Genomic DNA, 25,517 nt, shown 5'->3' on the forward strand with positions numbered 1-25,517 from the left:
GGCCCCGGACCGGGGGCCGGTGCGGCGCCGGGGCCTCCGGCGACGACGTGTCCATCACGGCCGGGGGCGCCGCATCACGGCCCCCGCCCCCGGAGGAGCACGGGCGTCCCCTCCCCCTGGCCCGAAGGCCCCTGTCCGCGCCCCGGCCCCCGGCGCGGGTCCCGCGCCGGGGGCCGGGGCGTGCTCAGCGGGCGGCCGGGGCGGGCACGATCTCGAAGACCCGGTCCAGGCCCAGGATCCCCAGGACCCGGGAGACGACCGGGCGCGGCCGGGCCAGCACGAGGCGGCCGCCCCGGGCGTTCATCGCCCGCCGCGCCGCCACCAGGGCTCCCACGCCGCTCGCGTCCAGGAATCCCACACCCGCCAGGTCCACGATCAGGCACTCACAGCCCTCCTCGCGGGCCGCCGCCAACCGGGCGCGCAGGCCCGGGACGGTGGCCAGGTCGATCTCGCCCTCCACCGATACCACCGTCACACCGGTGTGCGGGAGACATTCCTGGAACCGGACATCCCGTGCCACTCGAGGCCACCTCTCACCGGACGTAATCTTTCCACTACGCAACCGCGTACGAGATCGTAACCTCTCCAGAGAGGTTCCGTCAGGCTTTTGCGAGGAAAACCCCCGAAAACTCGCCGATGTGGCCGCGGGGACAGGTTCACCTCACCCCCGGGCCGGTTGCTCACGGCCCCGGGAGAAGGCCCGCACACCTCTCTCGGACACACCCGGACGCACCCCCGCACCGTGCCCCGGGGGCCCGGGTGCGGTAAAAGCGGTAGGGACACATGGTGTCCTTGAGGCCCCGGGCCGACGCACAGCGCACAGAAGGGAGGGAGCGGCGCACCCCTTCCGCCCTGCCGGGCGGGACCGCGCCGCGCACCCCATGACCGAAACCGCCGAGACCCGACCCGGCTGGTTCTCAGCCCAGGAGCTGGAGGGCATCCGCGGCCGCATGCCCCTGGTGTACGTGCAGGCCGTCCCGGTCCGGGTCGACGAGGTCGGCCAGGTCACCCACGTCGGCCTGCTGATGCGGGCCACCCCCGACGGCCGGTTCCACCGGTCGGTGGTCTCGGGCCGGGTCCTGTACCACGAGCGGGTCCGCGACGCGCTGCTGCGCCACCTGGAGAAGGACCTGGGCCCGGTGGCGCTGCCCCGGGTCCCCGCCTCCCCGCAGCCGTTCACCGTCGCCGAGTACTTCCCCACCCCCGGGGTGACCCCGTTCCACGACCCGCGCCAGCACGCGGTGGCGCTGGCCTACATCGTGCCGGTGTCGGGCGACTGCCAGCCCCGCCAGGACGCCCTGGACCTGGTGTGGCTCACCCCCGCCGAGGCCGCCGACCCGGTGGTCCACGCGGAGATGAACGACGGCCAGGACGTCCTGCTGCGCCAGGCGCTGGCCCATGTGGGGCACGCCCCCTGAGCCGGGCGGGCCCCGCGGCGGCGCCGCGGGGCCCCTTCCCCGCCCCCGGACACGGGGACACCGCGAGGGCGTACCCTCTACCCATGCCCGAAGCCCTGGCCGCCCTCGTCGACGACGCCCTGGCCCTGCTCCCCGTCCGGGGCCGCGCCCTGCTCGGCCTGACCGGCGCCCCCGGGGCGGGCAAGTCCACCCTGGCCCGGCGGCTGGTCGCCGAGGCCGACGCCCGGACCTCCCCGGGCACCGCCGGCTACCTGCCCATGGACGGCTTCCACCTGTCCAACGCCCAGTTGGAGCGGCTGGGGCGGCTGGACCGCAAGGGCGCCCCCGACACCTTCGACGCGCACGGGTACGCCGCCCTGGTGCGGCGGCTCCTCACCGAGACCGACCACCCGGTCTATGTCCCCGACTACGACCGGCGGCTGCACGAGCCCGTCGCCGCCCGCCACGTGATCGGGCCCGGCACCCGGCTCGTCGTCACCGAGGGCAACTACCTGGCCTGGGACGCCGAGCCCTGGGGGTCCCTGCGCCCGCTGTTCGCCGAACTCTGGTACGTGGAGGCCGACGACGCGCTGCGCGAGGAGCGCCTGCTGCGCCGCCAGCTGGCGGGCGGCCGCGACGAGGCCGCCGCCCGGGAGTGGGTGGAGCGCAGCGACCGCGCCAACGGGGAGCTCGTCAAGCGCTTCAGGAGCGCCTGCACCCGCGTCGTCCCCACCGGCGCGGTGCCCCGGCGCCCCGGGGGCGCCGAGGGGGCCGCGGGCGGCTGAGCCCCGCCGTTCAGGCGGCCCGGCGCAGGAACCGGCGGGCCGACCCGCGCACCAGCCACAGATACCCCTCGGCTGAGCCCTGCTTGCCGCTCCCCCGGAGCCCGCCGTAGGCGGACGACACGATCATCTCCTTGTAGCGGGCGGCCAGGCCCCCGGTCAGGAAGGCCCCGCGCGGGGAGTCGTCGGCGTGCACGAACTGGATGAGCCCGTCGCGCCGCCCCAGGCTGACGCACTGGAACAGGTAGCCGAAGGGGGCGGCGTCCGGCTCGCGCCCGGCCAGCCGGGCGGCGACGGCGTCGGCCGCCGCGGTCCCCATGGGCAGCCCCATCGCACAGGACATGCGCAGCTCACGGCCGTCCACGGCGTCGGCGTGGGCGGCGTCGCCCACCACGTACACGTCCGGGTGGGAGACCGACCGCTGGGTGCCGTCGACGAGGGCCCGCCCGGAGCCGTCCACGGCCAGCCCGGCCCCGGCCGCCAGCGGGGAGACGTCGAACCCGGCGTTCCACAGGGTGAGGTCGCTCTCCAGCAGGTCCCCGTCCTCCAACTTGACGTGGTCCGCCTCCACCGCGGCGACCCGCGTGTGCTCGCGGACGGAGACGTCCAGGCGGTCCAGGACCCGGCGGACGTGGGCCCGTCCCCTGACGCTGACGCCGGCCGCCACCGGGCCCGAGGTCACCAGCCGCACGTCCATGCCCGCGTGGGCCTCGGCGATCTCGGTGACGGCCTCCAGGCCGGTCAGTCCGCCGCCGACGACGGTGAGGGTGCGGGGGCGCTCCCGGGCGATGCGGCGGGCCACCTCGCGGGCGCCCTCCAGCCCGGCCAGGGTGACCGCGTGCTCGGCGGCCCCGGGTGCCGCGTCGGCCGCGGCGGTGCTGCCCAGCGCGTACACGAGGGTGTCGTAGCGCAGGGTGCGGACCCGGTCCCCGGTGCGGACGTCGACGGTGCGCGCCTCGGTGTCCAGGGCCTCCACCCGGCCGACGACGAGGTCGATGGCGGGGTTCAGGGAGTCGACCAGGGGGTGGACGCCGACGTCGCGCCCGGCGGCCACCTCGTGCAGGCGGACCCGTTCGACGAACGTGTCGGTGGCGTTGACCAGGGTGACGCGCAGCCCCGCGCCGTTCGCGCGAACGTGGTGGGCGGCGCGGCGGGCGGCGGCGAGTCCGGCGTATCCGGCGCCGAGGACGAGGAGTTCGTGGACCATGGGGTGCCTCCCGGTGGAGTGTTCCGTCCCCCCATGGACGGGTCGGACCGCCGCGGATGTGACATGCCCGCGCGCCGGTCCCCCGGATGTGGCCGACGCCATAGACCGTCCCGGACCCCCTGCGGGAAAGGCGTTCCGCGGTTCCGCGCCCTCTCGGGGACGGACGCAACCCCCACCCCTTGTCCATATGGCGAGACAAATATCCCACATAGTGTCCATTAGGTCTACGATCCGGTCATCCTCCCTTTGCAGACCATTGCTCTGACCTGGAAAGAAGTCCCATGACGGACGTCGCCGAACAGCACCCGGCACCGGAGCGCGGCACCCCCGCACCGATGGACCCGCCGACCAACCCGCGACGCAAGGTGCTCACCGCCAGCCTCGTGGGCACGTCCGTGGAGTTCTACGACTTCTACATCTACGCGACCGCCGCGGTCCTGGTCTTCCCGGCGCTGTTCTTCCCCGAGGGCGACATGATGGCCGCCCGCCTGCAGTCGCTGGCCACCTTCGCCATCGCGTTCGTGGCCCGCCCCATCGGCTCCTGGGTGTTCGGCCACTTCGGCGACCGCGTCGGCCGAAAGGCCACCCTGGTGGCGTCCCTGCTCACCATGGGCATCGCCACCGTCGGCATCGGCGTGCTGCCCACCTACGCCCAGGTCGGCGTCCTCGCCCCGCTGCTGCTGGCGCTGTGCCGGTTCGGCCAGGGGCTGGGGCTGGGCGGCGAGTGGGGCGGGGCCGCCCTGCTGGCCACCGAGAACGCCCCCGCGGGCAAGCGCGGCTTCTACGGGACGTTCCCGCAACTGGGCGCACCCATCGGGTTCTTCCTCGCCAACGGCGTGTTCCTCATCCTGAGCCAGGCCATGAGCGAGGAGACGTTCCTGGCGTGGGGCTGGCGGGTGCCGTTCCTGCTGTCGACGATCCTCATCGTGGTCGGCCTGTGGGTGCGCCTGAGCCTGCACGAGACCCCCGCGTTCGCCAAGGTGCTGGCCGCCGGCGAGCAGGTGCGCACACCCATCGTCGAGGTGTTCCGCCGCAACTGGGCCGCCCTGATCCTGGGCACCCTGGTCATGGTCGCCACGTACGTGCTCTTCTACCTCATGACCGTCTTCTCGCTGGGCTTCGGCACCGACCCGGAGACCGGCCTGGGCTACGACCGCTCCCAGTTCCTGGTGTTCCTGCTGGTGGGCGTGGTGTTCTTCGGGATCTTCACCCCGGTCGCCGGGCTGCTGTCGGACCGGTTCGGCCGCAAGCCCGTCCTGGTGGCGGTGACCGCAGCGATCATCGTCTTCGGGTTCGCCATGGGCCCGCTGCTGGGCTCGGGGACCGTCGGGGTGCTGGCCTTCCTGGTCATCGGCCTGTCGCTGATGGGCCTGACCTTCGGCCCGATGGCGGCGGTGCTGCCGGAGCTGTTCCCGACCAACGTGCGCTACACCGGGGCCTCGGCCGCCTACAACCTGGCCGGGCTGCTGGGCGCGTCGTTCGCCCCCTACATCGCGACCTGGCTGGCGGGCACCTTCGGGATCGCGTGGGTGGGCGGCTACCTGGTGCTGGTCAGCGTGATCACGCTGGTCGCGCTGCTGCTGACCCGCGAGACCCGCGACGACTCGCTCGACGACACCCCGGTCAGGGTCACCGCGCGCGGCTGACCCCCCGGCGGCGGGCCCGGGGAGCGGTGCGCTCCCCGGGCCCGCCGTGTGTCTACAGGCGCGCCTCGAGGGCGGCGCGGCCGGTGAACAGGTGCCCGGCCATGCCCAGCGCCTCGGCGGCCGCCACGTTCTCGCCGCGGTCGTCCACGAACAGGGTGTCCCCCGGGTCGACCGCCATCCGCTCCAGGCACCACAGGTAGACCTCGGGCTCGGGCTTGGCCACCCCCAGGCGGCCGGAGAAGGCGCGCACCGAGAACGCCGCCAGCCACGGGTTGTCCTCCTCGAAGCGGTCGGCCAGCTCGACCGGGATGTTGGACAGCAGTCCCACCGTGCGGCCCTGCGAGGCCAGCCGCTCCACCAGGGAGACCATGTCGGGGTCCACCGCCCGCCAGCTGTCGATGTCGGCCGCGATGAGCTCGGCGGCCAGGGGCGGGTCCACCTCGCGGCCCAGCCGCTCCCCCACCGCCCTCCAGTAGGCGGGCCCGTCCAGGTCCCCGCGGTCGTAGGGCAGGCGCAGGTCCCAGTAGGCGTCCCAGAACGCGGCGGGGTCGGCTGTGCCCATGGCGGCGGTCAGGCGCTCCTTCCCCTCGGCGGACTGGTGGCGGGCGATCACGCCGAACAGGTCGAACAGGACGGCTCCGGGTTCGGTCTCGGGCAAGGAGGGCTCCTCGGGGTCGGTGGGCGGCTCACTCCAGCCGTACCCGATGGCGGTCCCCAGCGCACACAGAACCGGGGGAACGGGTGGGAGGCCGGCCCTGTGGACAACCCGCCCGGGCGGGCCGGACCGGCCTACCCTGAAGGGGCGGAGGGTCGTGGGCGCCGAGACCCTCGGGGAGGGGTCCTCGGTGGTCCGGGACTCTCCTCGGGATGCGATCCACTGGTGATCGGAAAATCGCCCACCGCGGCCCCTCCAGGCAGGGGACGGAAAATCAAGGGAAGAAGGTCCCATTTTCCCGATAAAAAGAGTTCAACCTTTGATCTCTATGGATCTGGAAACTCCGGAAGGCCCGTGACCTCGTGGGATGTGACCGTGGGCACCGGGGGTTCGGCACTCCGGATACGGGCGGCGGAAAGGCGCCCCTAGACTCGGAGGAGACCTTCGGAGAAACGGTGGAGAGAACGCCCATGAGTGACGGTGAAGGCACCGCCCCCGGCCAGGAGCGGCTGTCCCTCCCCGAGGTGCGGCTGGACGACCTGCTCGACGAGGTGCGCTCCCGGCTCAGCGAGATCTCCATGACCCAGGAGCGCATCCGCACCCTGCTGGAGGCGGTCGTCTCCATCGGTGAGGGCCTGGAGCTCGACCCCCTGCTGCTGCGCATCACCGAGACCGCGAGCAGCCTGGTCGACGCCCGCTACGGGGCGCTGGGCGTGATCGGGCCCGACGGCGAGATGAGCCGGTTCATCCCGGTGGGGCTGCGCCCGGACGAGATCTCCTCCATCGAGCACTGGCCCCGCGGCGAGGGCATCCTGGGGCTGCTCATCAAGGAGCCCGAGCCCCTGCGCCTGGGCGACGTCTCCGACCACCCGGAGTCGGTGGGCTTCCCCAGGGGGCACCCGGTGATGCGCACCTTCCTGGGGGTGCCCATCCGCATCCGCGACCGGGTGTTCGGCAACCTGTACATGACCGACAAGCGCGACGGCGGGCAGTTCACCGGGGACGACGAGCTGCTGCTGCGCGCCCTGGCCACGGCGGCGGGCACCGCCATCGAGAACGCCCAGCTGTTCGCCGAGACCCAGAGCCGGGAGACCTGGCTGGACGCCTCCGGGCAGATCACCACCCGGCTGCTGTCGGGCGCGCCGCCCGAGGAGGTGCTGCGGCTGGTGGCCCGGCGGGCGCGGCTGATGGCGCACGCCGACCTCTCCGTCATCGCCATGCCGGGCGAGGAGCCGGCCACCCTCACCGTGCGGGTGTGGGACGCCCCGGAGGGGGACGGGTCGCCGGAGGGGGCGGTGCACGGCCGCCGCGGCGCGTCCCTGGCGGCCGGGGTGCGGGGCGCCACGCTCGCGTGCACCCCGGGCACCCTGCTGGGGCGGGTCTACCTGAGCGGCGACCCGATCCGCACCGACATCTCCGAGCACTGCGACCCGGGCATCGAGTTCCTGGCCGAACTGGGCCTGGGGGCGATCCTGGTGCTGCCGTTCGGGCCCCCGGGCGGGGCGCGGGGCGTGCTGCTGCTGGCGCGCGCCGCGGGCCGGGAGGAGTTCCCGACCGCGTGGATGGGCATGCTGGCCGCCTTCGCCGACCAGGCGGCCGTGGCCCTGGAGCTGGCCGAGGCCCGGCTGGACTCCGAGCGGCTGAGCGTCCTGGAGGACCGCGACCGCATCGCCCGCGACCTGCACGACACCGTCATCCAGCGGCTGTACGCCACCGCGATCACCCTGATGGGCACGGTGCGGCGGATCGACGACGCCACCTCGTCCCAGCGGGTGCAGAACGCGGTGACCGACCTGGACGACACCATCCGGCAGATCCGTTCGACGATCTTCGCCCTGCAGAGCTCGGGCGAGGACTCCTCCCGGCTGCGCTCGCGGGTGCTGGACCTGGTCAACGGGGCCACCGACCCGCTGGGGTTCGCTCCCCGGCTGCTCACCCAGGGGCCGGTGGACACCGCCGTGGACGAGGCCACCGGCGGGCACCTGGTGGCGGTGCTGCGCGAACTGCTGTCCAACGCCGCCCGGCACGCGCACGCCACGGCGGTGGACGTGGAGGTGTCGGTGGCCGACGGCCGGGTGGTGCTGCGGGTCTCCGACGACGGCGCGGGCATCCCCGAGGACGCGCACCGCAGCGGCCTGCGCAACATCGTCTCCCGCGCCGAGGAGCTCGGCGGTTCGGTGGAGATCGACTCCGCCCCGGGCGGGGGCACCACGGTGCGCTGGGCGGTGCCCGCCCGCGCCCGCGCCTGAGCGGGCGCGCCCGGCCCGGGCGGGGCACGCCCCGGCGCCGCGCCCGCCCGACCGGTCAGGAACCGCCCAGGGACAGGCGGACCGCGTAGGCGGCGGCCTGGGTGCGGCGGGCCATGCCGAGTTTGGCGAGCACCCGCGAGACGTAGTTCTTGACGGTCTTCTCCGCCAGGTACATGCGGGCGCCGATCTCCCGGTTGGTCAGGCCCTCGCCGATCAGCTCCAGCACCCGGCGCTCCTGGTCGGTGAGCTCGCCCAGCGGGTCCTTGCGGCCCGCCTCCTCGCGCAGCCGCTCCAGCATGCGCGTGGTGGACTCCGGGTCCAGCAGCGAACGGCCCTGGGCGACCGTGCGCACGGCGCCGACCAGGTCGGTGCCGTGGATCTGCTTGAGGATGTAGCCCGACGCCCCGGCCATGACGGCGCCGTACAGGGCCTCGTCGTCGGAGTAGGAGGTGAGCATGAGGATGCGCGTGTCCGGGAGCAGGGAGCGGATCTCGCGGCAGACGGTGACCCCGTCGCCGTCGGGCAGGCGCACGTCGAGCACCACCACGTCGGGAGCCAGGGCGGGCACCCGGGCGAGCGCCTGGGCCGCGGTGCCGGCCTCGCCCACCACCTCGACGCCGTCCTCGTCGTCCAGCAGGGAGCCCACTCCCCGGCGGACGATCTCGTGGTCGTCGACCAGGAACACCCGGATCGTCTCGTCGCCGTGCATCAGGTACGCACCCCATCTCCTCACCGGTGGTCCCGGTCCCGGGCCGCCGAGCCCCATTGTGGGGCAGCGCGCCGCGGGTGCGCGCCGTCCGAACGGCGGTGCCACCGGTGACACAGGTCCCGTTTTCCCAGCTTAGACAACGGGCGTTGTCGCCTATGGGGCACAACGTCCCTTTTTGTTTGGGGACTAGGGCCTCCCGGGTAGGCGCTCGGGAGAGGACCTCCGCCGGCGTCCCGGGGACCGTAGGGCACCAGCCCCGACCCGCTGAGCAGCGACAATGGTGGGGATCGAGCAAAACGGGGGACCGATCTCGGGGGGCCGCGATGGTGCGTGAAAGCGATACCGGAACCGCACAGGGGCAGGCGGCGGTGCCACCCGGCCGGGCTCACGGCGACGATCTGCTGGCCGGGACCCGCCGGCTCGACGACGACTCCGCGATACTCCTGGGCATCGACCTCGCGGAGGGGGATCCCGAGGCGACCTTCACCGTCCTGGAGCGCCGGACGTGCTTCAACCTGGCGGCCACCCGCGACATCGGCCGGATCGCCTTCACCATCGACGGCGACGCCGCACCGACCGTGCTCCCGGTCAACTACGCCCTGATGAACGAGACCATCGTGCTGCGCACCAGCCTGGCGGGCACCGTCATGCGGTACGCCCGGGGCTACGCCTCCTTCCAGGTGGACCACTTCGACGACGAGCGCCGCGAGGGCTGGAGCGCCCTGTTCACCGGGCGCTGCCGGTGGGTGCGCGACGCGGGGGAGCTCTCCCGCATCCCGCAAGGGCGGATGCCCGTCCCCTGGGCCTCGGGCCCCCGGGACCAGGTCCTGCGGATCGTCCCCGGACGCGTCACCGGCCGCCGGATCCAGCGCCCCTGAGCCCGCGCCCCGAGCGCGCGGGGCCCTGCGCTGCGGCGTGGCCCCCGGCGGCGCCCCTGCCCGGTCACCGGGCTCACGGCGGCGGTGCCGGGCGGTCGTGCCCGCCGCCCCGGCGGCGCCCCGGCCCGGCGGCCCGAATCGGGCGCGGGGCTCTGCGCTGGGGTGTGGAACCCGAGCGGTACCCCTGCCCGACGCCGGGATCGCGGCCGCGGTCGTGCCCGCCGCCCCGGCGGCGCTCCTGTACGTGCGGTACGGGGACTGACGGGGCCGCTTCCGTTCACGGGGCGCCGGCGCCCCGCTCCGTCTCCGTCTCCGGGTCCGGGCCGCCCGCTCCGGAGGGCCGGTGCAGCAGGAACATGCCGCTATAGCGGGGGCGGTCCCGGCGCTCGCCGTCGGTGGCGACGAACTCGTCCAGGACCGCGACGATGCGCCGGTCCAGCTCGGCGATGTCCTCGTCGGACAGGTGCAGGGTGAACCGGGAGAAGGTGCGCACCGCCCCGGGCCCGGCCTCGTCGAGCTCGCGGCGGAAGGCCTGCACGGGGGCGTGGGCGGCGGCGGGCCCGGCGTCCTGGAGGGGGCTGTCCAGCCACCAGGTCTCGCCGGTGGCCCGGTAGGGCTTCTCCAGGGCGCCGCTCGGCCCGGTGCGGGGGATGCCGGGGACGAGGAAGCCCACGTCGACGAGGCGGCGCACGTGGTACAGGACGGTGCCCGGGGAGACGCCCAGGCGCTCGGCGAGCTCCTTGTTGGTCTTCTCGTCCAGGCACAGGCGCAGGATGCGGACCCGCAGCGGATGCCCCAGCGCCTTGGTCTCCTCGGGGGTGGCGGGGCGGCGCTCACGCACGGGTGCGGCGGGCTCCGGCGCGTACTGCTCTGCGTCTGCCATGGTCGGATGCTACAACGATCGGGATTCGTCCAATCGATTGAGTTCTCTCGATCGCCCTGGCAGGATCGGACGATGACCTCCCCTTCCACCCCCCGTGGCCTGGGCCGCCCCTTCTGGAGCCTGTGGACCTCGTCGTCGCTGTCCAACCTGGCCGACGGCGTCCTGAAGATCGCGCTCCCCCTGGCCGCGCTGCGCTTCACCGACTCCCCCCTGCTCGTCGCCGGGGTGTCCCTGGCCCTGTCCCTGCCCTGGCTGCTGTTCTCCCTGCCCGCCGGGGCCCTGGCCGACCGGCTGGACCGGCGCCGGATCATGCTCGCCGCCAACACCGCCCGCGCCGTGCTCGCCGCCCTCCTGGCCCTGTCCGCGGCCACCGGCACCGGTGGGATCTGGGTCCTGTACGCGGTCGCCCTGGGCGTGGGCGTCACCGAGACCCTCTACGACACCTCGGCCCAGTCGATCCTGCCCCAGCTGGTCCCGCGCGACCGGCTCGACAGCGCCAACGGCCGCCTGCACGCCACCGAGATGGCCATGAACCAGTTCGTCGGCCCGCCCCTGGGCGGCCTGCTGGTGGCGACCGGGCTGGCGCTGTCCCTGGCGACCCCGGCGGCCCTGTGGCTGGTCGCCGTGGGGGCGCTGCTCCTGGTCCCGGGACGGTTCCGGGTCGAACGCGAACGGCCCTCCACCATGGGCGCCGACATCGCCGAGGGGCTGCGCTACCTGTGGCGGCACCGGCTGCTGCGCGCGTTCGCCGCGATGGTCGGCATCAGCAACTTCGCGAGCAGCGCCGCCTTCGCCGTGTTCGTGCTCTACGCGGTCGGGCCGGACTCCCCCATGGGGCTGACCGAGCCCGCCTACGGCGTTCTGCTCACCACCTCCGCGCTGGGCGTCATCCTGGGCTCCCTGACCGCCTCCCGCGTCGTGGGCCTGCTGGGCCGGTCCCTGTCCATGCGCGTCTCCGCGGTGACCTTCGTCGTCCTGGTCGGGGTGCCCGCCCTCACCGCCGACCCGTACCTCGTCGGCGCCGGGTTCTTCGTCGGCGGGCTCGGCATCGCCGTGTGGAACGTGACCACGGTGTCCCTGCGCCAGCGCATCACCCCCGACCACCTGCTGGGCCGGCTCAACAGCGGCTACCGGCTGCTGGCCTGGGGCACCATGCCCCTGGGCGCCGCCGCCGGCGGGGTCATCGCCCAGTTCGCCGGGCTGACCTGGGTGTTCGCGTCCATGGGGGCGTTGAGCGCGGTGGTCCTGGTGTGGCTGCTGTTCATCGGCGACGCCGACATGGACCGCGCCGAGGCCGCCGCCTCCAAGTGAAAAACCCTGGACACCCGCTCGCCCGGCCCCGGACGATGGGCCCCATGACACCCACCTCTCCCCCGCCCCGCCGGGACGCCGACGCCGAGGTCCTGCACGGCGGCAACACCTCGGGCCCGGTGCTGCGGGTCGGCGGCACCGTCCGCAAGCAGTGGCACCGGGCCGCGCCCTCGGTCGTCCACCTGCTGCGGCACCTGGAGAAGCACGGCTACGAGGCGGCGCCCCGCTCCTACGGGCGCTCCCTGACCGGGGACCAGCTGCTGGAGTACGTGCCCGGCACCCTGGCCGACCAGGGGCCGCCGCTCACCGCCGCCGAGCTGCGCCGGCTGGGCGGGCTGCTCCGCCGCCTGCACGACCTCACCGCCTCCTACCGGCCCCGCCACCCGCAGCAGGCGGTATGGGACGTGCCCATCCCGGACCCGCGCGAGGAGGTCGTCTGCCACAACGACCCGGCCCCGTGGAACCTGGTGCGCGACGGCGACCGGTGGGTGTTCATCGACTGGGACGGGGCCGGCCCGGGCACCCGGATGGGCGACCTCGGCTACGCCGCCCACGGGTTCGTGCCCCTGCACCCGGGCGGCGACCCGCACGCCCAGGCCGCCCGCCTGCGGGCCCTGGCCGACGGCTACGGCTGCGACCGCGCCCAGCGCGAGGAGCTGCCCGACGCCGCCCACCACCGGGTGCGCGGCATGTACGACCTGCTGGTGGAGGGCGGCCGCACCGGCCGCGCCCCCTGGGCCGACCTGTACGCCCAGGGCCACGCCGACCACTGGGGGCCGGCGGCGGACCACATCGCCCGCCACCGCGCCCTGTGGCTGGAGGCCCTGCTCTCCTAGACCGCGCGCCAGGCGTAGGCGGCCGAGACCGGGTGGCCCCGGTACTTCTCCCACTTGGGCTTGGCCGCCACCCAGGTGTCGTCCACCACCCCTTCGACCATGTCCACCGGGGTCCACCCGGAGGCCAGCGCGGCGCGCAGCTGCCCGCTGATGAGGTGGACGTGGGTGGTGATCGCCACCGACTCCCCCGTGGCGTCGGTGTAGTGGGTGGGCATCCCCGACACCATCGCGAACTGCGGGTGGTAGGACGCCAGCAGGAACAGGCCGCCGGGGCGGACCAGGCGCCGCGCCTCGGCGTAGAAGGGCGCCAGGTCGGGCAGGTGCTCGTCGATCAGCGAGGACACCACCAGGTCGTAGGCGCCGCCCGCCAGCCCGGTGTCGCGCACGTCCGCCTCGGCCAGGGTGGTGTGGGCGCCGCGCCCGCGGGCCCGCTCCAGCATGCCCGGGCTCAGGTCCACCCCGTCGATGGCGCCGGCCACCCCCTTGCCGCGCAGCCAGGCGGCGGTGCGCCCGGTGCCGCAGCCCAGGTCCGCGACGCGGCCCACCTGAGACCAGTCGGGGTGGGGCAGGCGCTCCAGCAGCGCCAGGTCCATGGCGTCCAGGACCGAGTCCTCGTAGGTGGCCGACCAGCCGTCGTAGCCGGTGGCGACGTCGACGGTGCGGTAGTTGCGGGTGTCGTAGGCGGAGAAGTCGAGCATGGCCCCGAGTATCCCGGCTCCGGGCCGCCGGTCGCGAGCCATTAATAAATGCGTTGCCCGCGCCCCGGCAGTGCCCCTACGGTGAAGCCATGTCGGCCTTCTTCGGTGTGACCGACCGTGCCCCGGCCCGGTCCGCGCGCGCCCACGACCTCGAACTCCGGCCCCGCCCCAGCGGCCCGGGCCGGTGACCGGACCCCTCCGAGAGCACCGCCGTTCCCGTACCTTCCCCGGTGCGATGTCGGCGGTGCCAGGGGGGCCGTCCTTCCTCTGACAGCGCCCCGGTCCGGGCCCGACCGCGTCCCTTTCCCTCGGGACGGGTCGGCGGGCCTCCTTTTCGTACGCGTGCCCTCGGGCCGCTCCTGCGGTGTGCCGCCCGTCCCCCGACGCCGCCCTTCCGGGCGGCCGACAAGGACCTCTCGTGGTACGCACCGTACGACCGCGCCCGGGGAACGACCGCCGGCGCCTGTCCCAGAACTTCCTCACCGACCCCGCCGCCGCCCGCCGCGTGGTGCGCCTGGCCGGGGTGGACCCCGACGGCCTGGTCCTGGAGGTGGGCCCCGGCGCCGGGGCGATCACCCGCTTCCTGGCCCCGGCCGCGGGCCGACTGGTCGCCTACGAGCTGGACGCCCGGCTCGCCGACCGAGTCTCCCGCCGCCACCCGGGCGTACGGGTGGTGTGCGCCGACTTCACCCGGGCGCGGCCCCCGCGCGAGCCGTTCTCGGTGGTCGGCAACATCCCCTACTCCCGCACCGCCGACATCGTGCGGTGGTGCCTGGCCGCGCCCGCGCTGACCGGGGCGACCCTCATCACCCAGTGGGAGTACGCGGCCAAGCGCACCGGCGGCAACGGCCGCTGGAGCAGGCTCACCGTGCTCACCTGGCCGCGCTGGTCGTGGGAGCGGGCGGGCCGCATCCCCCGGCACCGGTTCCACCCGGTGCCCCGGGTGGACGCCGGGGTACTGCTGCTGCGCCGACGCGCCGACCCGCTGCTCGGCCCGGCCGACGCCGACGGCTACCGCCGCCTGGTGGAGCTCGGGTTCTCCGGGGTGGGCGGCTCGCTGCGGGCGTCGCTGCGCCGCGCCCACCCGGCCCGCCGGGTCGACCGGGCGCTGGCGGCCGCGCGGGTGCCCGGGGACGCGCCCGTGGGGTTCGTCTCCCCCGACCAGTGGCTGACGGTGTTCGAGCACCTGCGCCGGTGAACGCCCGCGGGCCGGGCCGCCCGGTCCGGCCCGCGTCCCCGGGGCGCGGGGGCTACAGTGCCCCCATGCGAAACGTCCCCCTGCGGAGCCTCCCCTCACGCCTGGTACTCCTGGCGCCGATCGCCCTTCTGGCGGCCTGCTCCTCCCCCGGACCGGGGCTGGAGTTCCTCCCCGCCGGGTCCGGCTACGGCACGGGGCCGGGGCCCACCGTCCCGCCGCCGGAGGCCCCCTCCCCCCGGGTGGACCCGTCGGCCCTCCCCGGCGCGGAGCCGGCGGGCACGCCCTTCGGCGAGCCCGTGGCCGTGCCCTTCCCCGTCGGGGCCTACGAGCACGAGCACGACGGCACCGCCGAGGTGCTGTACACCGTCGACGACGTGGCCGCCACCGCACCGGGCACCGTGGGCTTCTCCCTCACCGTGGAGGTCCCCGACCTGGGCAGGGTCTTCGGGATGGGGAACATGGCCGTCACCTGCGACGCCGGGGACGGCCCGGTGGCGGCCGTCACCGACGACGCGCCCGGCGAGGCCGAGGCGGGCACCCACGCCTTCGCCATGGAGTGCCCGGTCCCCGAGGGCTCCGGGGAACTGCTCGTCGCGGTCGAGCACCACGGCGAACGCCTGGAGTTCACCGGCGTCCCCGGCTGACGCCCGCTCACACTCGCAGGACCGCGCCGACCGCCGCGCGGGGCCGGCGGCTAGGATGCGCACATGCGTGCTCTTCCCCCCGGCGTCGCACTCCTCGCGCCGCTCCTGGCCCTGACGGCCTGCTCCTCCCCCGACCCCCTGCCCGAGGGCACCCCCTTCGGCGAACCGGTGGCCGTCCCCTACCCGTTCGGGGTGGAGGGCGACACGGATCCGGGTGACACCGTGGACGTCCTCTACACCGTCGACGACGTCGTCGTCACCGCCGACACCGGGGACGGACGGCGCGTGGAGTTCGTCGTCACGGTGGAGGACCCCGGCCTGGGGCGCCCCTTCGACCTGTCCTCCCTGACGGCCTCCTGCGAGGTCGACGGCCGGCCGTACGAGGGCCGGAGCGAGACCCCCCTGCCGACCGTCGAGGGCGGCACCCATGACTTCACGATGGGCTGCACGGTCCCGGGCGGCACCGAGGCGCTGCGGATCATCGTCCAACGGGACCGGGCCGAGGCGGGGTTCGCCGGTCCCATCGACCTCCTGCCGACCTGACCCGGCTCGGGGGAGGCGGCGTGCCGGGACCCGCCGTCCGCGGCCTCCCCCGTCCGGGGATCACACCCGCAGGACCGCGAAGCTCTCGGCGGGGATCCGCACCCGCCGCCCGTCGGTCTCCGGCATCCCGTTGGCCAGCAGCAGCTCGTGCGGGACGGCGTCCAGCCCCGCTTCGGCGGGCTCGGCGCCCAGGTTGCACACCACCCGCAGCGATCCGCGCACCAGCACCAGGCACCGCCCGTCCCCCGAGGCCGTCACCGAGAACCGGTCCAGCCGCGGGTCGGCCAGCTCCGGCTCGGCCCGGCGCAGCGCGATGAGCGCGCGGTAGGCCTCCAGGACCTCGGCGTGCCCCTCCCGCCCCGGCTGGGACCAGTCCAGCACCGCCCCGTCCCGGGTGGCCGGGTCCATGGGGTCGGGGATCTCCGAGGCGTCCCACCCCAGGGCGGCGAACTCCCGCCGCCGCCCGTTGCGCACGCCCTCCACCAGGTCGGGGTCGGTGAAGGACGCGAAGAACGGCCAGGGGGTGGTGGCCGCCCACTCCTCCCCCATGAAGATCATCGGTGTGTACGGCGAGCACAGCAGCAGCGCCGCCCCGCACACCAGCAGCCCCGGGGACACGTGCTCGCCCATGCGGTCGCCGCGGGCCCGGTTGCCGATCTGGTCGTGCGTGGCCAGGTACCCCAGGAACCGGTACCCGGGCACGCGCGCGGTGTCCACCGGCCGCCCGTGGGTGCGGCCGCGGAACGACGAGTACGTCCCGGCGTGCCGGAACACCCCGGTCAGCACGGCGGGCAGCACGTCGGGCCCGGCGAAGTCGGCGTAGTAGCCGTGGGTCTCGCCGGTGAGCGCCACGTGCAGCGCGTGGTGCAGGTCGTCGGACCACTGGGCGGTCATGCCGGTCCCGCCCGCCTCCCGCGGCAGCACCGTGCGCGGGTCGTTGCGGTCGGACTCGGCGATCAGCGACAGCGGCCGCCCCAGGGCGGCGGCCAGCGCGTCCACCTCGGCGGACAGCTCCTCCAGGATCGGCACCGCCCGGTCGTCGCGCAGGGCGTGCACGGCGTCCAGCCGCAGCCCGTCCAGGCGGTAGTGGCGCAGCCACCCCAGGGCGTTGTCGATGATGTGGCGGCGCACGGGGTCGGAGTCGGGTCCGTCGAGGTTGAGGGAGGGCCCCCAGGCGTTCTCCCCGGAGAAGTAGGGGCCGAAGCGGGGCAGGTAGGCGCCCGAGGGGCCCAGGTGGTTGTGGACCACGTCCAGCAGGACGGCCAGCCCCCGCCCGTGGCAGGCGTCCACGAACTCCTTGAAGGCGTCGGGCCCCCCGTAGGGTTCGTGCACCGCGTACCAGAGCACCCCGTCGTAGCCCCAGCCGTGGGTGCCGTCGAACGCGTTGAGCGGCATCACCTCCACGTGGGTGACCCCCAGGCCGACCAGGTGGTCCAGCCGGTCGATCGCCGCCTTCAGGGTGCCCTCGGGGGTGAAGGTGCCCACGTGCATCTCATAGACCACCGCGCCCGCCAGGGGCCGCCCGGTCCACTCGGACTCCCAGGCGAACGCCCCGTGGTCGTACACCCGGCCGGGGGCGTGCACCCCGTGGGGCTGGTGCAGGGAGCGCGGGTCGGGCAGCGGGAGGGGGTCGTCGTCCAGCAGGTAGGCGTAGTCGGTGCCGGGCCCCGCCCCGTCGGCCCGGACGCGCCACCACCCGTCGGGGCCGCGCTCCATGTCGACCACCCGGGGGGCGGGGTCCCCGGCCTCGCCCAGGCGCAGCCGCACCCGGTCGCGGTGCGGTGCCCAGACCGCGAAGTCGCCGTCCACTCCCAGTCCCGGTGTGGGGGACCCGTCGGTGATGATCTCCGATTCGCTCACGGACACCTGCCTACCCGAAGGCGCGGCGGCCCACCCGCGCGACACACGGGTTCCGCGGGCTTCCGCGGTTCCTCCCCGCCGGGCGGCCCCGCGGTACCCGGCTCAGCGCGGCCGGTACAGGTGCAGGCGCACCGAGGCGGTCACCGCGACCGGTTCGGGCAGGGCGGCGATCCGGCCGGCGAGTTCGGCGGGGTCGAGGTGGCGGGCGCTGGGGCCCATGCCCACGACGGTGGCGGCGTCCTCGCGGGCGAGGTCCATCGTGAACCGGAGCGGTTCGACGCCGGCGGGGTCGAAGTGCCCGTGCAGGCCCTTCTCCAGGCGCTCGTCCTTGCGCGGGTCCACCGACAGCAGCCCCAGCGGGGCGCGCAGCTCGGCCAGGTGGCCGGCCTCGGGCACGACCACCACCAGGAGCCCGCCGGGCGCCAGCACACGGGAGAACTCCTCCGCGTTGCGCGGGGCGAACACGTTGAGCAGGACGTCGGCGGTGCCGTCGCGCAGCGGCAGCCCGCGCCAGGCGTCGGCGGTGACCGCGCCCGCGCGCGGGTGGGCCCGGGCGGCGCGGCGGGCGGCGAACTTGGACGCGTCCACGGTCAGGCCGACCGCGCCGGGGACCTCCTCCAGCACGCGCGCCAGGTAGTGGCCGGTGCCGCCGCCCACGTCCACGACGAACGGGGCCCCGGGCGCCTCGCGGGCCACGGTCCGGGCCAGGGCGTCGCCGATGGGGGCGTAGTGCCCGGCCTGCTGGAACCGCGTCCGGTCGGCGACCATCGCCTTGTCGTCGCCGGTCCCGGGCGGGGTGGCGCCGGTGAGCAGGCTGACGTACCCCTCGCGGGCCACGTTGAACACGTGCCCGGCCCGGCACTCCACCCCCCGGCCGGTGGCGGCGAGGTCGAGCCCGCAGGCCGGGCAGGCCAGGGCGGTGAACGCGGTCTCGGGCATGCGCGGCCGCGGGCCGCCTGCGGTGTTCGTGCTCGTCATGATCGCCGCCAGCCTACCGGCGCCCCGCCCCGGCCCCGTCCCGGTCAGGAGCGGTGCAGCACCGCGACCGGGTACCGGTCCAGCAGGCCGGCCAGGGCCGGGGCGGTGAGCCCGTCGGGGTCGGTCGGGGCGATCTCGCGGCCGGTGAGCAGGTCGCGCCACACCCCCGGTCCCGAGGGCAGCGGCAGCACCGTGTCCGCCCAGCCCCCGGCGTCGGCCAGGGTGATCGGCAGCCGGGTCGCCACCGCGGCCAGGTCCGGGTGGGACGCGCCGCGCGAGGTGCGGGCGAAGGCCAGCGCGTGCCGGGCGGCCGGGCCGGAGGCCTCCAGCGGCAGGTACCCGCGCGGCTCCAGGTCGCGGCGGACGCGCAGGCAGGTGCGCACCAGGTGGAGCTTGGCCGCGCCGGACCCGTCCACCGGCGGCAGCCACCCCTCCTCCAGGCGGGCCAGCAGCTCCTCGCGCAGCCGGTGGTCCACCGGGCGGCGGTTGTCGGGGTCCACCAGGGACAGGTCCCACAGCTCGGTGCCCTGGTAGACGTCGGGGACGCCGGGGCCGAGCAGGTGCACGGCCTTCTGGCCCAGGGCGTTGGACCACCCGGCCCCGCGGACCGACTCCACCGCCGACAGCACCTCGCCGTGCAGGGACGGGTCGTCCAGGACCCGGCCGGGCCAGGCGCGGACGCGGTCCTCGAAGTCGGCGTCGGGCGCGGTCCAGGAGGTGCCCAGGCGGGCCTCGCGGGCGGCCTTGAGCAGGTAGTCGGTGAGCCTCTCGGCGTCGATGGGCCAGGCGCCCACCAGGGTCTGCCAGCCCAGCAGGTTCAGGGACGGCTCGGGCAGGGCGCACCGGTCCGTCCAGCGGCGCACCGCTTCGGTGAACCCCTCCGACACCTCGGCCAGCGCGGCCAGGCGGGCGCGCACGTCCTCGGAGCGTTTCGTGTCGTGGGTGGACAGGGCCGTCATGGTGTGCGGGGCGGCGGCCTCGCGGCGGGCGGCGTCGGCGTGGAACTCCTGCGGGGCGACCGCGAAGTCGGCCGGGTCGCCGCCCACCTCGTTCAGGGCGGCGAACCGGGTGGCCCGGTAGAACGCGGTGTTCTCGGTGCCCATGGCCACGACCATGCCGCTGGTCTGCTGGATGCGCCGGGCGGGCTCCCCGCGCGGGTCGGCGCGGACCCGGTCGTCGATCGCCTCCAGGTGCGGCTCCAGGTCGGGGCGGCGGCGGGTGGCGGTCTCCACCGCCCGCGCCCAGGCGTCCTCCCCCTCGGGCAGGTAGGAGCGGTACACGTCGAAAGCGCACAGCAGCTCGACCACCGCGTCGGCGCGCCGCTCCAGGGCCGCGGCGTCCAGGGGGCGGCCGTCGCGCGGCGGCCGGGGCGGCACCAGGGCGGCGATGCGGCGCACCTCGGCGGCGAGCAGGTCGGTGGCGGCGGCGTGGCGGGCGTGGGCGTCGACCGCCGCCATGTCCACCTCCACCCCCTGGTCGGCGGCCAGGGTGGTGAAGTCGGCCTCCCCGGACGGGGAGACGAACACGCCGCCGGTCACCCGCAGGGCGTCGTAGCCGGTGGTGCCGGCCACGGGCCAGGACCGGGGCGGGTCCTCGCCGGGGGCGAGGATCTTCTCCACCACGATCCAGCCGGGGAAGCGGGCGGCCAGGGTGCGCAGGTACCCGCCGGGGTCGGTGAGCCCGTCGACGTGGTCGACGCGCAGCCCGTCGATGCGGCCCAGGTCGGCCTGGCGCAGGATCTCGGCGTGCACGGCGTCGAACACGCCGGGGTCCTCCACCCGCACCGCGGCCAGTTCGCTGACGTCGAAGAACCGCCGGTAGGTGAGCTCGGAGTCGCCGCGCCGCCAGGACACCAGCCGGTAGTGCTGGCGCTCGTGGACGGTCCGCGCGTCGTCCCCGGGCGTGTACGTGCCCTCGGCCAGGGGGTGGATTCTGTCGTGGTAGGCCAGGCAGCCGTCGACGACGCGCAGGTCGGCCAGGGCGGCCCGGCCGCCGTCGCCGTCGTCGGCCAGCACGGGGAGGAGGATCGGCCCCGCGTCGAAGTCGATGTCGAAGCACCGCGCGTACGCCGATCCCCTGCCCTTCTCCAGCACGTCCCACCACCAGGGGTTGGCGTCGGGGCGGGCCACCGACATGTGGTTGGGGACGATGTCCACCACCACGGCCATGCCGGCCTCGTGGGCCTTGGCGGCCAGCGCGGCGAACGCCTCCTCCCCGCCCAGCTCGGCGGAGATCCTTGTGGGATCGACCACGTCGTAGCCGTGCGCGGACCCCGGGGCGGCCTGGAGGACCGGCGACAGGTACAGGGCGCCCACTCCGGTGCGCGCCAGCCGGTCCACCACCCCGGCGGCGTCGACGAGGGTGAACTCCGGACGCAGTTGCAGGCGGTAGGTTGACGTCACGGGGACGGTCGGGATGCGGTGCGTGCTCATCACGCCCCTACCCTTGCCCGCCTCCCCCGCGTGTCATGCACGCCCGCGCCGCGGTCGCCGGCCCCGCCGGGGGCGGTGCCGGGCATCGCGGACGCAATGGTTAAATTCTTCGGCGGTGTTCCGTACACCTGCCAGAACGCGCCCACGGCGGGCGACGCGTCGGTGCACACCATGGGGTCACCGACACCGATGAAAGGGTGAGAAGCAAGTCGTGCTCCCGTCCAACAAGCGCTCCCGGACCCACGCCGCGGCAGGCGCCGCCCTCGCCGGACTGCTGCTGGCGGCCACCGCCTGCGGCAGCGACGACGCCGTGCGCGACGCCGCGCCCCCGGCCGTCCCCGACGACCTGGAGTGCTTCTCCGGCAGCCTGTCGGGGGCCGGGTCCAGCGCCCAGGAGAACGCGATGACGACCTGGATCGCCGGGTACCAGTCGGCCTGCGACTCGCGCGTCTACTACGACTCCATCGGCTCGGGCGGCGGCCGCAACCAGTTCATCGACGGCGCGGTCGCCTTCGCGGGCACCGACGCGGCGGTGGACCCGGAGGAGAACGCCGACGCCATGGAGCGCTGCGGCGGATCCGACACCATCAACCTGCCCGCCTACACGGTGGCCATCGCGGTGGTGTTCAACCTGGAGGGCGTGGACTCCCTCAACCTGCGCCCGGGCACCCTGGCGAAGATCTTCGACCAGAAGATCACCCGGTGGAACGACCCGGAGATCGTCGCGGACAACCCCGACGCCGACCTGCCCGACCTGGAGATCACCCCGGTCAACCGCGCCGACGACTCGGGCACGACCGAGAACTTCACCCGGTACCTGCAGACGGCCGCCCCCGACGAGTGGCCGCACGAGGCCGACGGGCAGTGGCCGGTCACCCCGCGCGAGTCGGCGCAGGGCAACAGCGGCATCGCCGACACCGTCAAGCGCGCCGAGGGCTCCATCGGGTACGTGGAGATGTCCCACGTGCACGGCATGTCCACCGTGTCGGTGGGTGTGGGCGACTCCTTCGTGGAGATCTCCCCCGACGCGGCCGCGCAGGTCGTGGCCGACTCCCCGCGCAGCGAGGACGCCACCAACGAGTACGACCTGGCCCTGGACCTGGACTACGGCACCACCGCCGAGGGCGCCTACCCGCTGGTCCTGGTCAGCTACGAGGCGGTGTGCCTGGACTACCCCGACGACGCCGAGGCCGAGCGGGTCAAGGCGTTCCTGCGCTACGTCATCAGCGAGGAGGGCCAGGAGGCCGCCTCCGCGGAGACCGGGTCCACCCCGATCAACGCGTCCCTGCGCGAGCAGCTGCTGACGTCCATCGACGCCGTGTCCTGACCCGCGGGGTCCTCACCCGCGGCCGCGGCGCCTGGCCAGCCCGGCCAGGCGTTCGCGCCAGCGGGCGAGCCGCCCGGCCCGCCGCTCCGGCGGCGGGTCCCCGGCCCGTCCGGTGTCCCGCGGGGCCCCGGCGTCCCCGGCCGCGGCGGTGCGCTCGACCCGCGGGACCGGGCGCGGGGGCGGCGGCACGGACCGGTACAGGGACAGGTCGGTGAGCGTGTCCTGCCCGGCGTGGATGCGGTAGCGGCCGTGCAGTTCGGCCACCACGTCCCCCAGATCCTCGTCCTCCCCGCGCACCCGCAGCGCCCGGGCCAGGGCGCGGGTGCGCCACAGCCGCACCCCGGCGTCCCGGGTCGGCGAGGCCGCCGGGTACAGCTCGGTGAGCCCGGCGCGGGAGCGCTCGGCCCCGGCGAGCAGGCGCGAGAGCGCCACCTGGCCCAGCCCCCAGGCCACCGGGACCTGGAGCAGGAACGGTGAGGGGAAGCCGGTGCGCGGTGTCCGGGACGCGAACGAGACGCGGGGGTCGCGCAGGTAGTTGGCCTGGATCAGGCGCAGGTCCAGGTGCGGTCCGACCGGGGCGCCGGGGGCGGTGCCCGCGCCCTCCCAGTCGGCGACCAGGGTCAGGGCCAGGTCGGTCTCGGCGCTGTCGAGCAGCCGGTCCACGCAGCCGCGGACCAGGTCGTAGGGCGCCCCGGCCACGTCGACCACGGCGTGCACCAGCGGGACGCGCCGCCGGTGCGCGGGGACGCGCTCGCGGTAGGCGTGCGGGTGGGGCATCAGCTCGGCCAGCACCTCGGTGCGGAACCGCTGTGAGGGCAGCCGGGTGCGGGCGGTGCCGGCCGGGCCCACGTGCCAGGCGGTGGCGGCGGGTTCGGGGATCATGACCGCCCCCGCCTGCCAGAGCCGGTAGCCGAACTCGGTGTCCTGGCCCAGGTCGAGGTCGGGGTCCACCCCTCCGGCCGCCTCGTAGAGGCTGCGCCGCACGGCCGCGGCCGCCCCCAGGTAGGCGTGGAAGCCCAGGTGGTCGGCGTCGCGCAGGTCGTCGCTGTCGGCCAGGACGCGTTCGATCCACTCGTGGCCGCGCCCGGGGGCCATCTCGTCGTGCAGGGTGCCGGCCCGCACCTGGGCCAGCAGTTCGGCGGGGCTGTCGGGAGCGGAGTCCGCGAAGGCCACCCGTCCCAGGGTGACGGCCTCGGCGTGCACGTGGTGCCAGCGGGCCTGGGCCTCGATGAACTCCCGGCCCACGACGGTGTCGGCGTCCAGCCACACGAGGATGTCGCCGGTCCCGGCGTGGGCGCCGTAGGCGCGGGCGTACCCGGCCCCCCAGGTGCCGTCGGGCACGGTGAGGACGCGGCACCGGCGGGGGCGCAGCTCGGGCAGGCGCAGGGGCGGGCGGGAGTGGTCGTCGACGACCAGGACCTCCACCAGGTGCTCGGGGTAGGTCTGTCCGGCCAGGGCGGCCAGGACCAGGTCGAGCCGGTCCTGTCCGCCGCGCGCCGGGATGACGACGCTGACGCTCAGGTCGGGGGTCCACCCGCCGATGTCGGGGGGCGTCAGCGCACTCCAGTCGTTGCGGAAGACCCGGGTGAGGACGCGCTCGACCCGGCCGCGGTGCGATACCCCGTCGACATGAGACCCTACGTGTTTATTCAGTGACACAGAGTCACTATAGCCCTGTTTCGCGTCACCGTGGGGAGCCTTGCCCCGGTGTCCCCCGTCCGTTCCGACCTCCCCGTATCGACACGGAACCGCCCTCGGACGCACGAGACGCCCCGCGGTCCGGAGACCGCGGGGCGTCCGCGCCCGCCGCCGGCACCCGGCGAGGGCTCCGGCGGCCCCGGGCGGAAGGCGCTCCAGGGGGCGGAAGGGCGCGCCCGGTCAGCCGACCCGGACGGCGGCCGTGAACACACCGTCCCAGTACGCGGCCAGCGACACCTCTTCCAGCGGCTTGGACGGGTTGGAGCCGTGGATCATCATGCCGTTGCCGGAGTAGATCCCCACGTGGCTGGGCGCCGACTCGCTGTAGAAGAACAGCAGGTCGCCGGGCTGCACCTGGTCGCGGGAGATCCGCGTCCCGGCGTTCACCTGGTCGTAGGTGGTGCGCGGCAGGCTCACCCCGGCCTGGGCCCAGGCGGCCTGCACCAGGCCCGAGCAGTCGTACCCGTTCGGGCCGGTGCCGCCCCACACGTAGGGCTTGCCGATCTGGGCGCGGGCGAAGTCCAGGACCGCCTGCACGTCGCCCGAGGCGGCCGCCTCGGTCCCGCCGCCGCCCGAGCCGGCGACCTCCACCGACGTGGGGTCCACCCCGCCCAGGCTCTCCAGCACCTCGGCCTGCTCCTCCAGGGCCGCCTCGCCGTCCTCCTGGGCGGTCTCGGCCTCCTCGAGCGCCTCGGCCGCCCGCTCCTCGGTCTCGGCGGCCTCGGCGTGCAGCCTCTCGCTGTGCTCGACCTCCTCGATGTACCCGGCCAGCACGTCCTGCTGGCCCTCGGAGAGGTAGTCGAGGTCGGCGACGTTCTGCAGCGCGGCGTCGGGGACGCCCCCGAACAGGACGGTGAACATGCTGTAGGGCGAGCCGGTGTAGGCGACCTGCGCGATCCCGGCGACCTTGCCGGACATCTCCTCCAGCTCGTCCTCGGCCTCGGTCAGGCGCTCCTGGATCTCCTCCAGCTCGGCCTGGGCCGCCTCGTGGTCCTCCTCGGCCTGGTTGAAGGTCTCGTTGAGCCCCGACAGCTCCTCCTGGAGCTGCTCGTACCGTTCCTGGGCCTCCTCGGCGGTCGGCTCGGCGGCGGCGACGCCGGACGAGAGCACGACCGCGCCCAGCGCGGCGAAGCCGACCGTCGCGAAGCGGCGGCGGGCACCACCGGTGACAGGGTTGCGAGTCAAGGGACCGACTGCCTTCCTCCCACACCCGCCTACCGGCGCAGGGCATCCCGAGGGCGCGCCGGAGGGGCGCGCAGGGGATGCGGGAGCGAGGGGGTCCCGGCGTCGGGGGCGCGAGGGATCGCGCGGGTGCCGGGCGTTCTGCGGCGGCCTCCGCTCGTGGGAAAAGGACTCGGAGCGAGCGGAGCGCGGCGGCGCCGGGTGCCGTCGCCCTGGTGGCGACTCACGGGGGCGACCCGGCCTGAGGGAACAGTAATCCACCCCCTGGACCGCACGCGACCCTTTCGTTACTTTTCCTTGGGCAACCTTCCGACCTGCGGGGTTGCTTCACGAATGCGGCAAAGCCCGCCGGTGCGCGGGAACGGCACCGTTTTCTGCCCCGGAGAAGAGCACCAAAACGGGGT

General features: G+C 75.0%; 22 protein-coding genes. 11 read left to right on the forward strand and 11 right to left on the reverse strand.

The window, feature by feature from the left end:
* Positions 1-184: 184 nt before the first annotated feature.
* Positions 185-520, reverse strand: coding sequence for an STAS domain-containing protein (locus ACFVNO_RS24450; RefSeq protein ID WP_378895951.1), 336 nt, complete (start codon positions 518-520; stop codon positions 185-187).
* Between the two features lie 361 nt (positions 521-881).
* On the opposite strand from ACFVNO_RS24450, the gene ACFVNO_RS24455 reads away from it, so the two are divergent.
* Both ACFVNO_RS24455 and ACFVNO_RS24460 read left to right on the forward strand, forming a co-directional pair.
* Positions 882-1,418, forward strand: coding sequence for an NUDIX hydrolase family protein (locus ACFVNO_RS24455; RefSeq protein ID WP_220561362.1), 537 nt, complete (start codon positions 882-884; stop codon positions 1,416-1,418).
* A gap of 83 nt (positions 1,419-1,501) precedes the next feature.
* Positions 1,502-2,182 carry a nucleoside/nucleotide kinase family protein gene (locus ACFVNO_RS24460; RefSeq protein WP_378895953.1) on the forward strand — a complete coding sequence of 227 codons (681 nt, stop codon included), beginning with the start codon at positions 1,502-1,504 and terminating at the stop codon, positions 2,180-2,182.
* 10 nt (positions 2,183-2,192) lie between these two features.
* Here ACFVNO_RS24460 and ACFVNO_RS24465 read toward each other — a convergent pair whose 3' ends face one another.
* Complete coding sequence (locus tag ACFVNO_RS24465; RefSeq protein ID WP_378895955.1) at positions 2,193-3,386, reverse strand: NAD(P)/FAD-dependent oxidoreductase; 1,194 nt, start codon at positions 3,384-3,386, stop codon at positions 2,193-2,195.
* Between the two features lie 281 nt (positions 3,387-3,667).
* On the opposite strand from ACFVNO_RS24465, the gene ACFVNO_RS24470 reads away from it, so the two are divergent.
* Positions 3,668-5,032, forward strand: a complete 1,365-nt coding sequence (locus tag ACFVNO_RS24470; RefSeq protein ID WP_378895957.1) for an MFS transporter — start codon at positions 3,668-3,670, stop codon at positions 5,030-5,032.
* Between the two features lie 52 nt (positions 5,033-5,084).
* Here the strand turns inward: ACFVNO_RS24470 and ACFVNO_RS24475 are convergent, their stop codons facing one another.
* A complete protein-coding gene (locus ACFVNO_RS24475; protein WP_378895959.1) occupies positions 5,085-5,690 on the reverse strand; it encodes an HAD family hydrolase in 606 nt (201 codons plus the stop codon).
* Between the two features lie 467 nt (positions 5,691-6,157).
* On the opposite strand from ACFVNO_RS24475, the gene ACFVNO_RS24480 reads away from it, so the two are divergent.
* The gene (locus ACFVNO_RS24480) at positions 6,158-7,936 is read left to right on the forward strand and encodes a GAF domain-containing sensor histidine kinase (protein WP_220561366.1); all 1,779 of its coding nucleotides are present in this window, start codon (positions 6,158-6,160) and stop codon (positions 7,934-7,936) included.
* Positions 7,937-7,991: 55 nt separating this feature from the next.
* Here ACFVNO_RS24480 and ACFVNO_RS24485 read toward each other — a convergent pair whose 3' ends face one another.
* Positions 7,992-8,645, reverse strand: coding sequence for a response regulator transcription factor (locus tag ACFVNO_RS24485; protein ID WP_220561367.1), 654 nt, complete (start codon positions 8,643-8,645; stop codon positions 7,992-7,994).
* Positions 8,646-8,968: 323 nt separating this feature from the next.
* Between ACFVNO_RS24485 and ACFVNO_RS24490 the strand changes: the two genes are divergently transcribed.
* Positions 8,969-9,523, forward strand: a complete 555-nt coding sequence (locus ACFVNO_RS24490) for a pyridoxamine 5'-phosphate oxidase family protein (RefSeq protein WP_355264307.1) — start codon at positions 8,969-8,971, stop codon at positions 9,521-9,523.
* 277 nt (positions 9,524-9,800) lie between these two features.
* Here the strand turns inward: ACFVNO_RS24490 and ACFVNO_RS24495 are convergent, their stop codons facing one another.
* Entirely contained in the window at positions 9,801-10,406 is a 606-nt protein-coding gene (locus ACFVNO_RS24495) for an ArsR/SmtB family transcription factor (protein WP_378895962.1), read from the reverse strand.
* A gap of 72 nt (positions 10,407-10,478) precedes the next feature.
* On the opposite strand from ACFVNO_RS24495, the gene ACFVNO_RS24500 reads away from it, so the two are divergent.
* Together ACFVNO_RS24500 and ACFVNO_RS24505 are read left to right on the forward strand one after the other, a co-directional pair.
* On the forward strand, positions 10,479-11,717 hold the full coding sequence (locus ACFVNO_RS24500; RefSeq protein WP_355264302.1) for an MFS transporter: 1,239 nt from the start codon (positions 10,479-10,481) through the stop codon (positions 11,715-11,717).
* Positions 11,718-11,761: 44 nt separating this feature from the next.
* The gene (locus ACFVNO_RS24505; protein ID WP_355264299.1) at positions 11,762-12,553 is read left to right on the forward strand and encodes a phosphotransferase; all 792 of its coding nucleotides are present in this window, start codon (positions 11,762-11,764) and stop codon (positions 12,551-12,553) included.
* On the opposite strand, the gene ACFVNO_RS24510 is transcribed toward ACFVNO_RS24505, so the two are convergent.
* Positions 12,550-13,251, reverse strand: coding sequence for a class I SAM-dependent DNA methyltransferase (locus ACFVNO_RS24510; RefSeq protein WP_378895965.1), 702 nt, complete (start codon positions 13,249-13,251; stop codon positions 12,550-12,552). The two genes, ACFVNO_RS24505 and ACFVNO_RS24510, sit on opposite strands and share 4 nt — an antisense overlap.
* Positions 13,252-13,669: 418 nt before the next feature.
* On the opposite strand from ACFVNO_RS24510, the gene erm reads away from it, so the two are divergent.
* The 3 genes from erm (at position 13,670) to ACFVNO_RS24525 (ending at position 15,636) form a co-directional block, all read left to right on the forward strand.
* Positions 13,670-14,449, forward strand: coding sequence for an ErmE/ErmH/ErmO/ErmR family 23S rRNA (adenine(2058)-N(6))-methyltransferase (gene erm / locus ACFVNO_RS24515; RefSeq protein ID WP_378895967.1), 780 nt, complete (start codon positions 13,670-13,672; stop codon positions 14,447-14,449).
* Between the two features lie 65 nt (positions 14,450-14,514).
* Complete coding sequence (locus ACFVNO_RS24520) at positions 14,515-15,093, forward strand: hypothetical protein (protein WP_378895969.1); 579 nt, start codon at positions 14,515-14,517, stop codon at positions 15,091-15,093.
* 63 nt (positions 15,094-15,156) lie between these two features.
* Positions 15,157-15,636 carry a hypothetical protein gene (locus ACFVNO_RS24525; RefSeq protein WP_220561377.1) on the forward strand — a complete coding sequence of 160 codons (480 nt, stop codon included), beginning with the start codon at positions 15,157-15,159 and terminating at the stop codon, positions 15,634-15,636.
* A gap of 60 nt (positions 15,637-15,696) precedes the next feature.
* On the opposite strand, the gene treZ is transcribed toward ACFVNO_RS24525, so the two are convergent.
* The 3 genes from treZ to treY all read right to left on the reverse strand — a co-directional run bounded on the left by treZ (position 15,697) and on the right by treY (position 20,906).
* Positions 15,697-17,496 (reverse strand): malto-oligosyltrehalose trehalohydrolase, encoded by a 1,800-nt coding sequence (gene treZ / locus ACFVNO_RS24530; protein WP_378895972.1) that lies wholly within the window; start codon positions 17,494-17,496, stop codon positions 15,697-15,699.
* Positions 17,497-17,598: 102 nt separating this feature from the next.
* Positions 17,599-18,435: a putative RNA methyltransferase gene (locus ACFVNO_RS24535; protein WP_378896041.1), complete on the reverse strand. Its 837-nt coding sequence runs from the start codon at positions 18,433-18,435 to the stop codon at positions 17,599-17,601.
* Positions 18,436-18,518: 83 nt separating this feature from the next.
* Positions 18,519-20,906 carry a malto-oligosyltrehalose synthase gene (gene treY, locus ACFVNO_RS24540; protein ID WP_378895974.1) on the reverse strand — a complete coding sequence of 796 codons (2,388 nt, stop codon included), beginning with the start codon at positions 20,904-20,906 and terminating at the stop codon, positions 18,519-18,521.
* Positions 20,907-21,117: 211 nt separating this feature from the next.
* Between treY and pstS the strand changes: the two genes are divergently transcribed.
* The gene (pstS, locus tag ACFVNO_RS24545; RefSeq protein ID WP_355264279.1) at positions 21,118-22,233 is read left to right on the forward strand and encodes a phosphate ABC transporter substrate-binding protein PstS; all 1,116 of its coding nucleotides are present in this window, start codon (positions 21,118-21,120) and stop codon (positions 22,231-22,233) included.
* Positions 22,234-22,245: 12 nt separating this feature from the next.
* Here pstS and ACFVNO_RS24550 read toward each other — a convergent pair whose 3' ends face one another.
* Positions 22,246-23,892, reverse strand: coding sequence for a glycosyltransferase (locus ACFVNO_RS24550; protein WP_355264276.1), 1,647 nt, complete (start codon positions 23,890-23,892; stop codon positions 22,246-22,248).
* A gap of 219 nt (positions 23,893-24,111) precedes the next feature.
* A complete protein-coding gene (locus ACFVNO_RS24555; RefSeq protein ID WP_355264273.1) occupies positions 24,112-25,116 on the reverse strand; it encodes an NlpC/P60 family protein in 1,005 nt (334 codons plus the stop codon).
* Positions 25,117-25,517 lie beyond the last annotated feature (401 nt).

Source organism: Nocardiopsis sp. NPDC057823 (genome assembly GCF_042797335.1).
Taxonomy (GTDB): Bacteria; Actinomycetota; Actinomycetes; order Streptosporangiales; family Streptosporangiaceae; genus Nocardiopsis; species Nocardiopsis changdeensis.

Coding starts and splice junctions, on each gene's coding strand:
- ACFVNO_RS24455 (WP_220561362.1), top strand. CDS start 882: ATGACCGAAACCGCCGAGACCCGACCCGGCTGGTTCTCAGCCCAGGAG.
- ACFVNO_RS24460 (WP_378895953.1), top strand. CDS start 1,502: ATGCCCGAAGCCCTGGCCGCCCTCGTCGACGACGCCCTGGCCCTGCTC.
- ACFVNO_RS24465 (WP_378895955.1), bottom strand. CDS start 3,386: ATGGTCCACGAACTCCTCGTCCTCGGCGCCGGATACGCCGGACTCGCC.
- ACFVNO_RS24470 (WP_378895957.1), top strand. CDS start 3,668: ATGACGGACGTCGCCGAACAGCACCCGGCACCGGAGCGCGGCACCCCC.
- ACFVNO_RS24480 (WP_220561366.1), top strand. CDS start 6,158: ATGAGTGACGGTGAAGGCACCGCCCCCGGCCAGGAGCGGCTGTCCCTC.
- ACFVNO_RS24485 (WP_220561367.1), bottom strand. CDS start 8,645: ATGCACGGCGACGAGACGATCCGGGTGTTCCTGGTCGACGACCACGAG.
- ACFVNO_RS24490 (WP_355264307.1), top strand. CDS start 8,969: ATGGTGCGTGAAAGCGATACCGGAACCGCACAGGGGCAGGCGGCGGTG.
- ACFVNO_RS24495 (WP_378895962.1), bottom strand. CDS start 10,406: ATGGCAGACGCAGAGCAGTACGCGCCGGAGCCCGCCGCACCCGTGCGT.
- ACFVNO_RS24500 (WP_355264302.1), top strand. CDS start 10,479: ATGACCTCCCCTTCCACCCCCCGTGGCCTGGGCCGCCCCTTCTGGAGC.
- ACFVNO_RS24505 (WP_355264299.1), top strand. CDS start 11,762: ATGACACCCACCTCTCCCCCGCCCCGCCGGGACGCCGACGCCGAGGTC.
- ACFVNO_RS24510 (WP_378895965.1), bottom strand. CDS start 13,251: ATGCTCGACTTCTCCGCCTACGACACCCGCAACTACCGCACCGTCGAC.
- ACFVNO_RS24520 (WP_378895969.1), top strand. CDS start 14,515: ATGCGAAACGTCCCCCTGCGGAGCCTCCCCTCACGCCTGGTACTCCTG.
- ACFVNO_RS24525 (WP_220561377.1), top strand. CDS start 15,157: ATGCGTGCTCTTCCCCCCGGCGTCGCACTCCTCGCGCCGCTCCTGGCC.
- ACFVNO_RS24535 (WP_378896041.1), bottom strand. CDS start 18,435: ATGCCCGAGACCGCGTTCACCGCCCTGGCCTGCCCGGCCTGCGGGCTC.
- treY (WP_378895974.1), bottom strand. CDS start 20,906: ATGAGCACGCACCGCATCCCGACCGTCCCCGTGACGTCAACCTACCGC.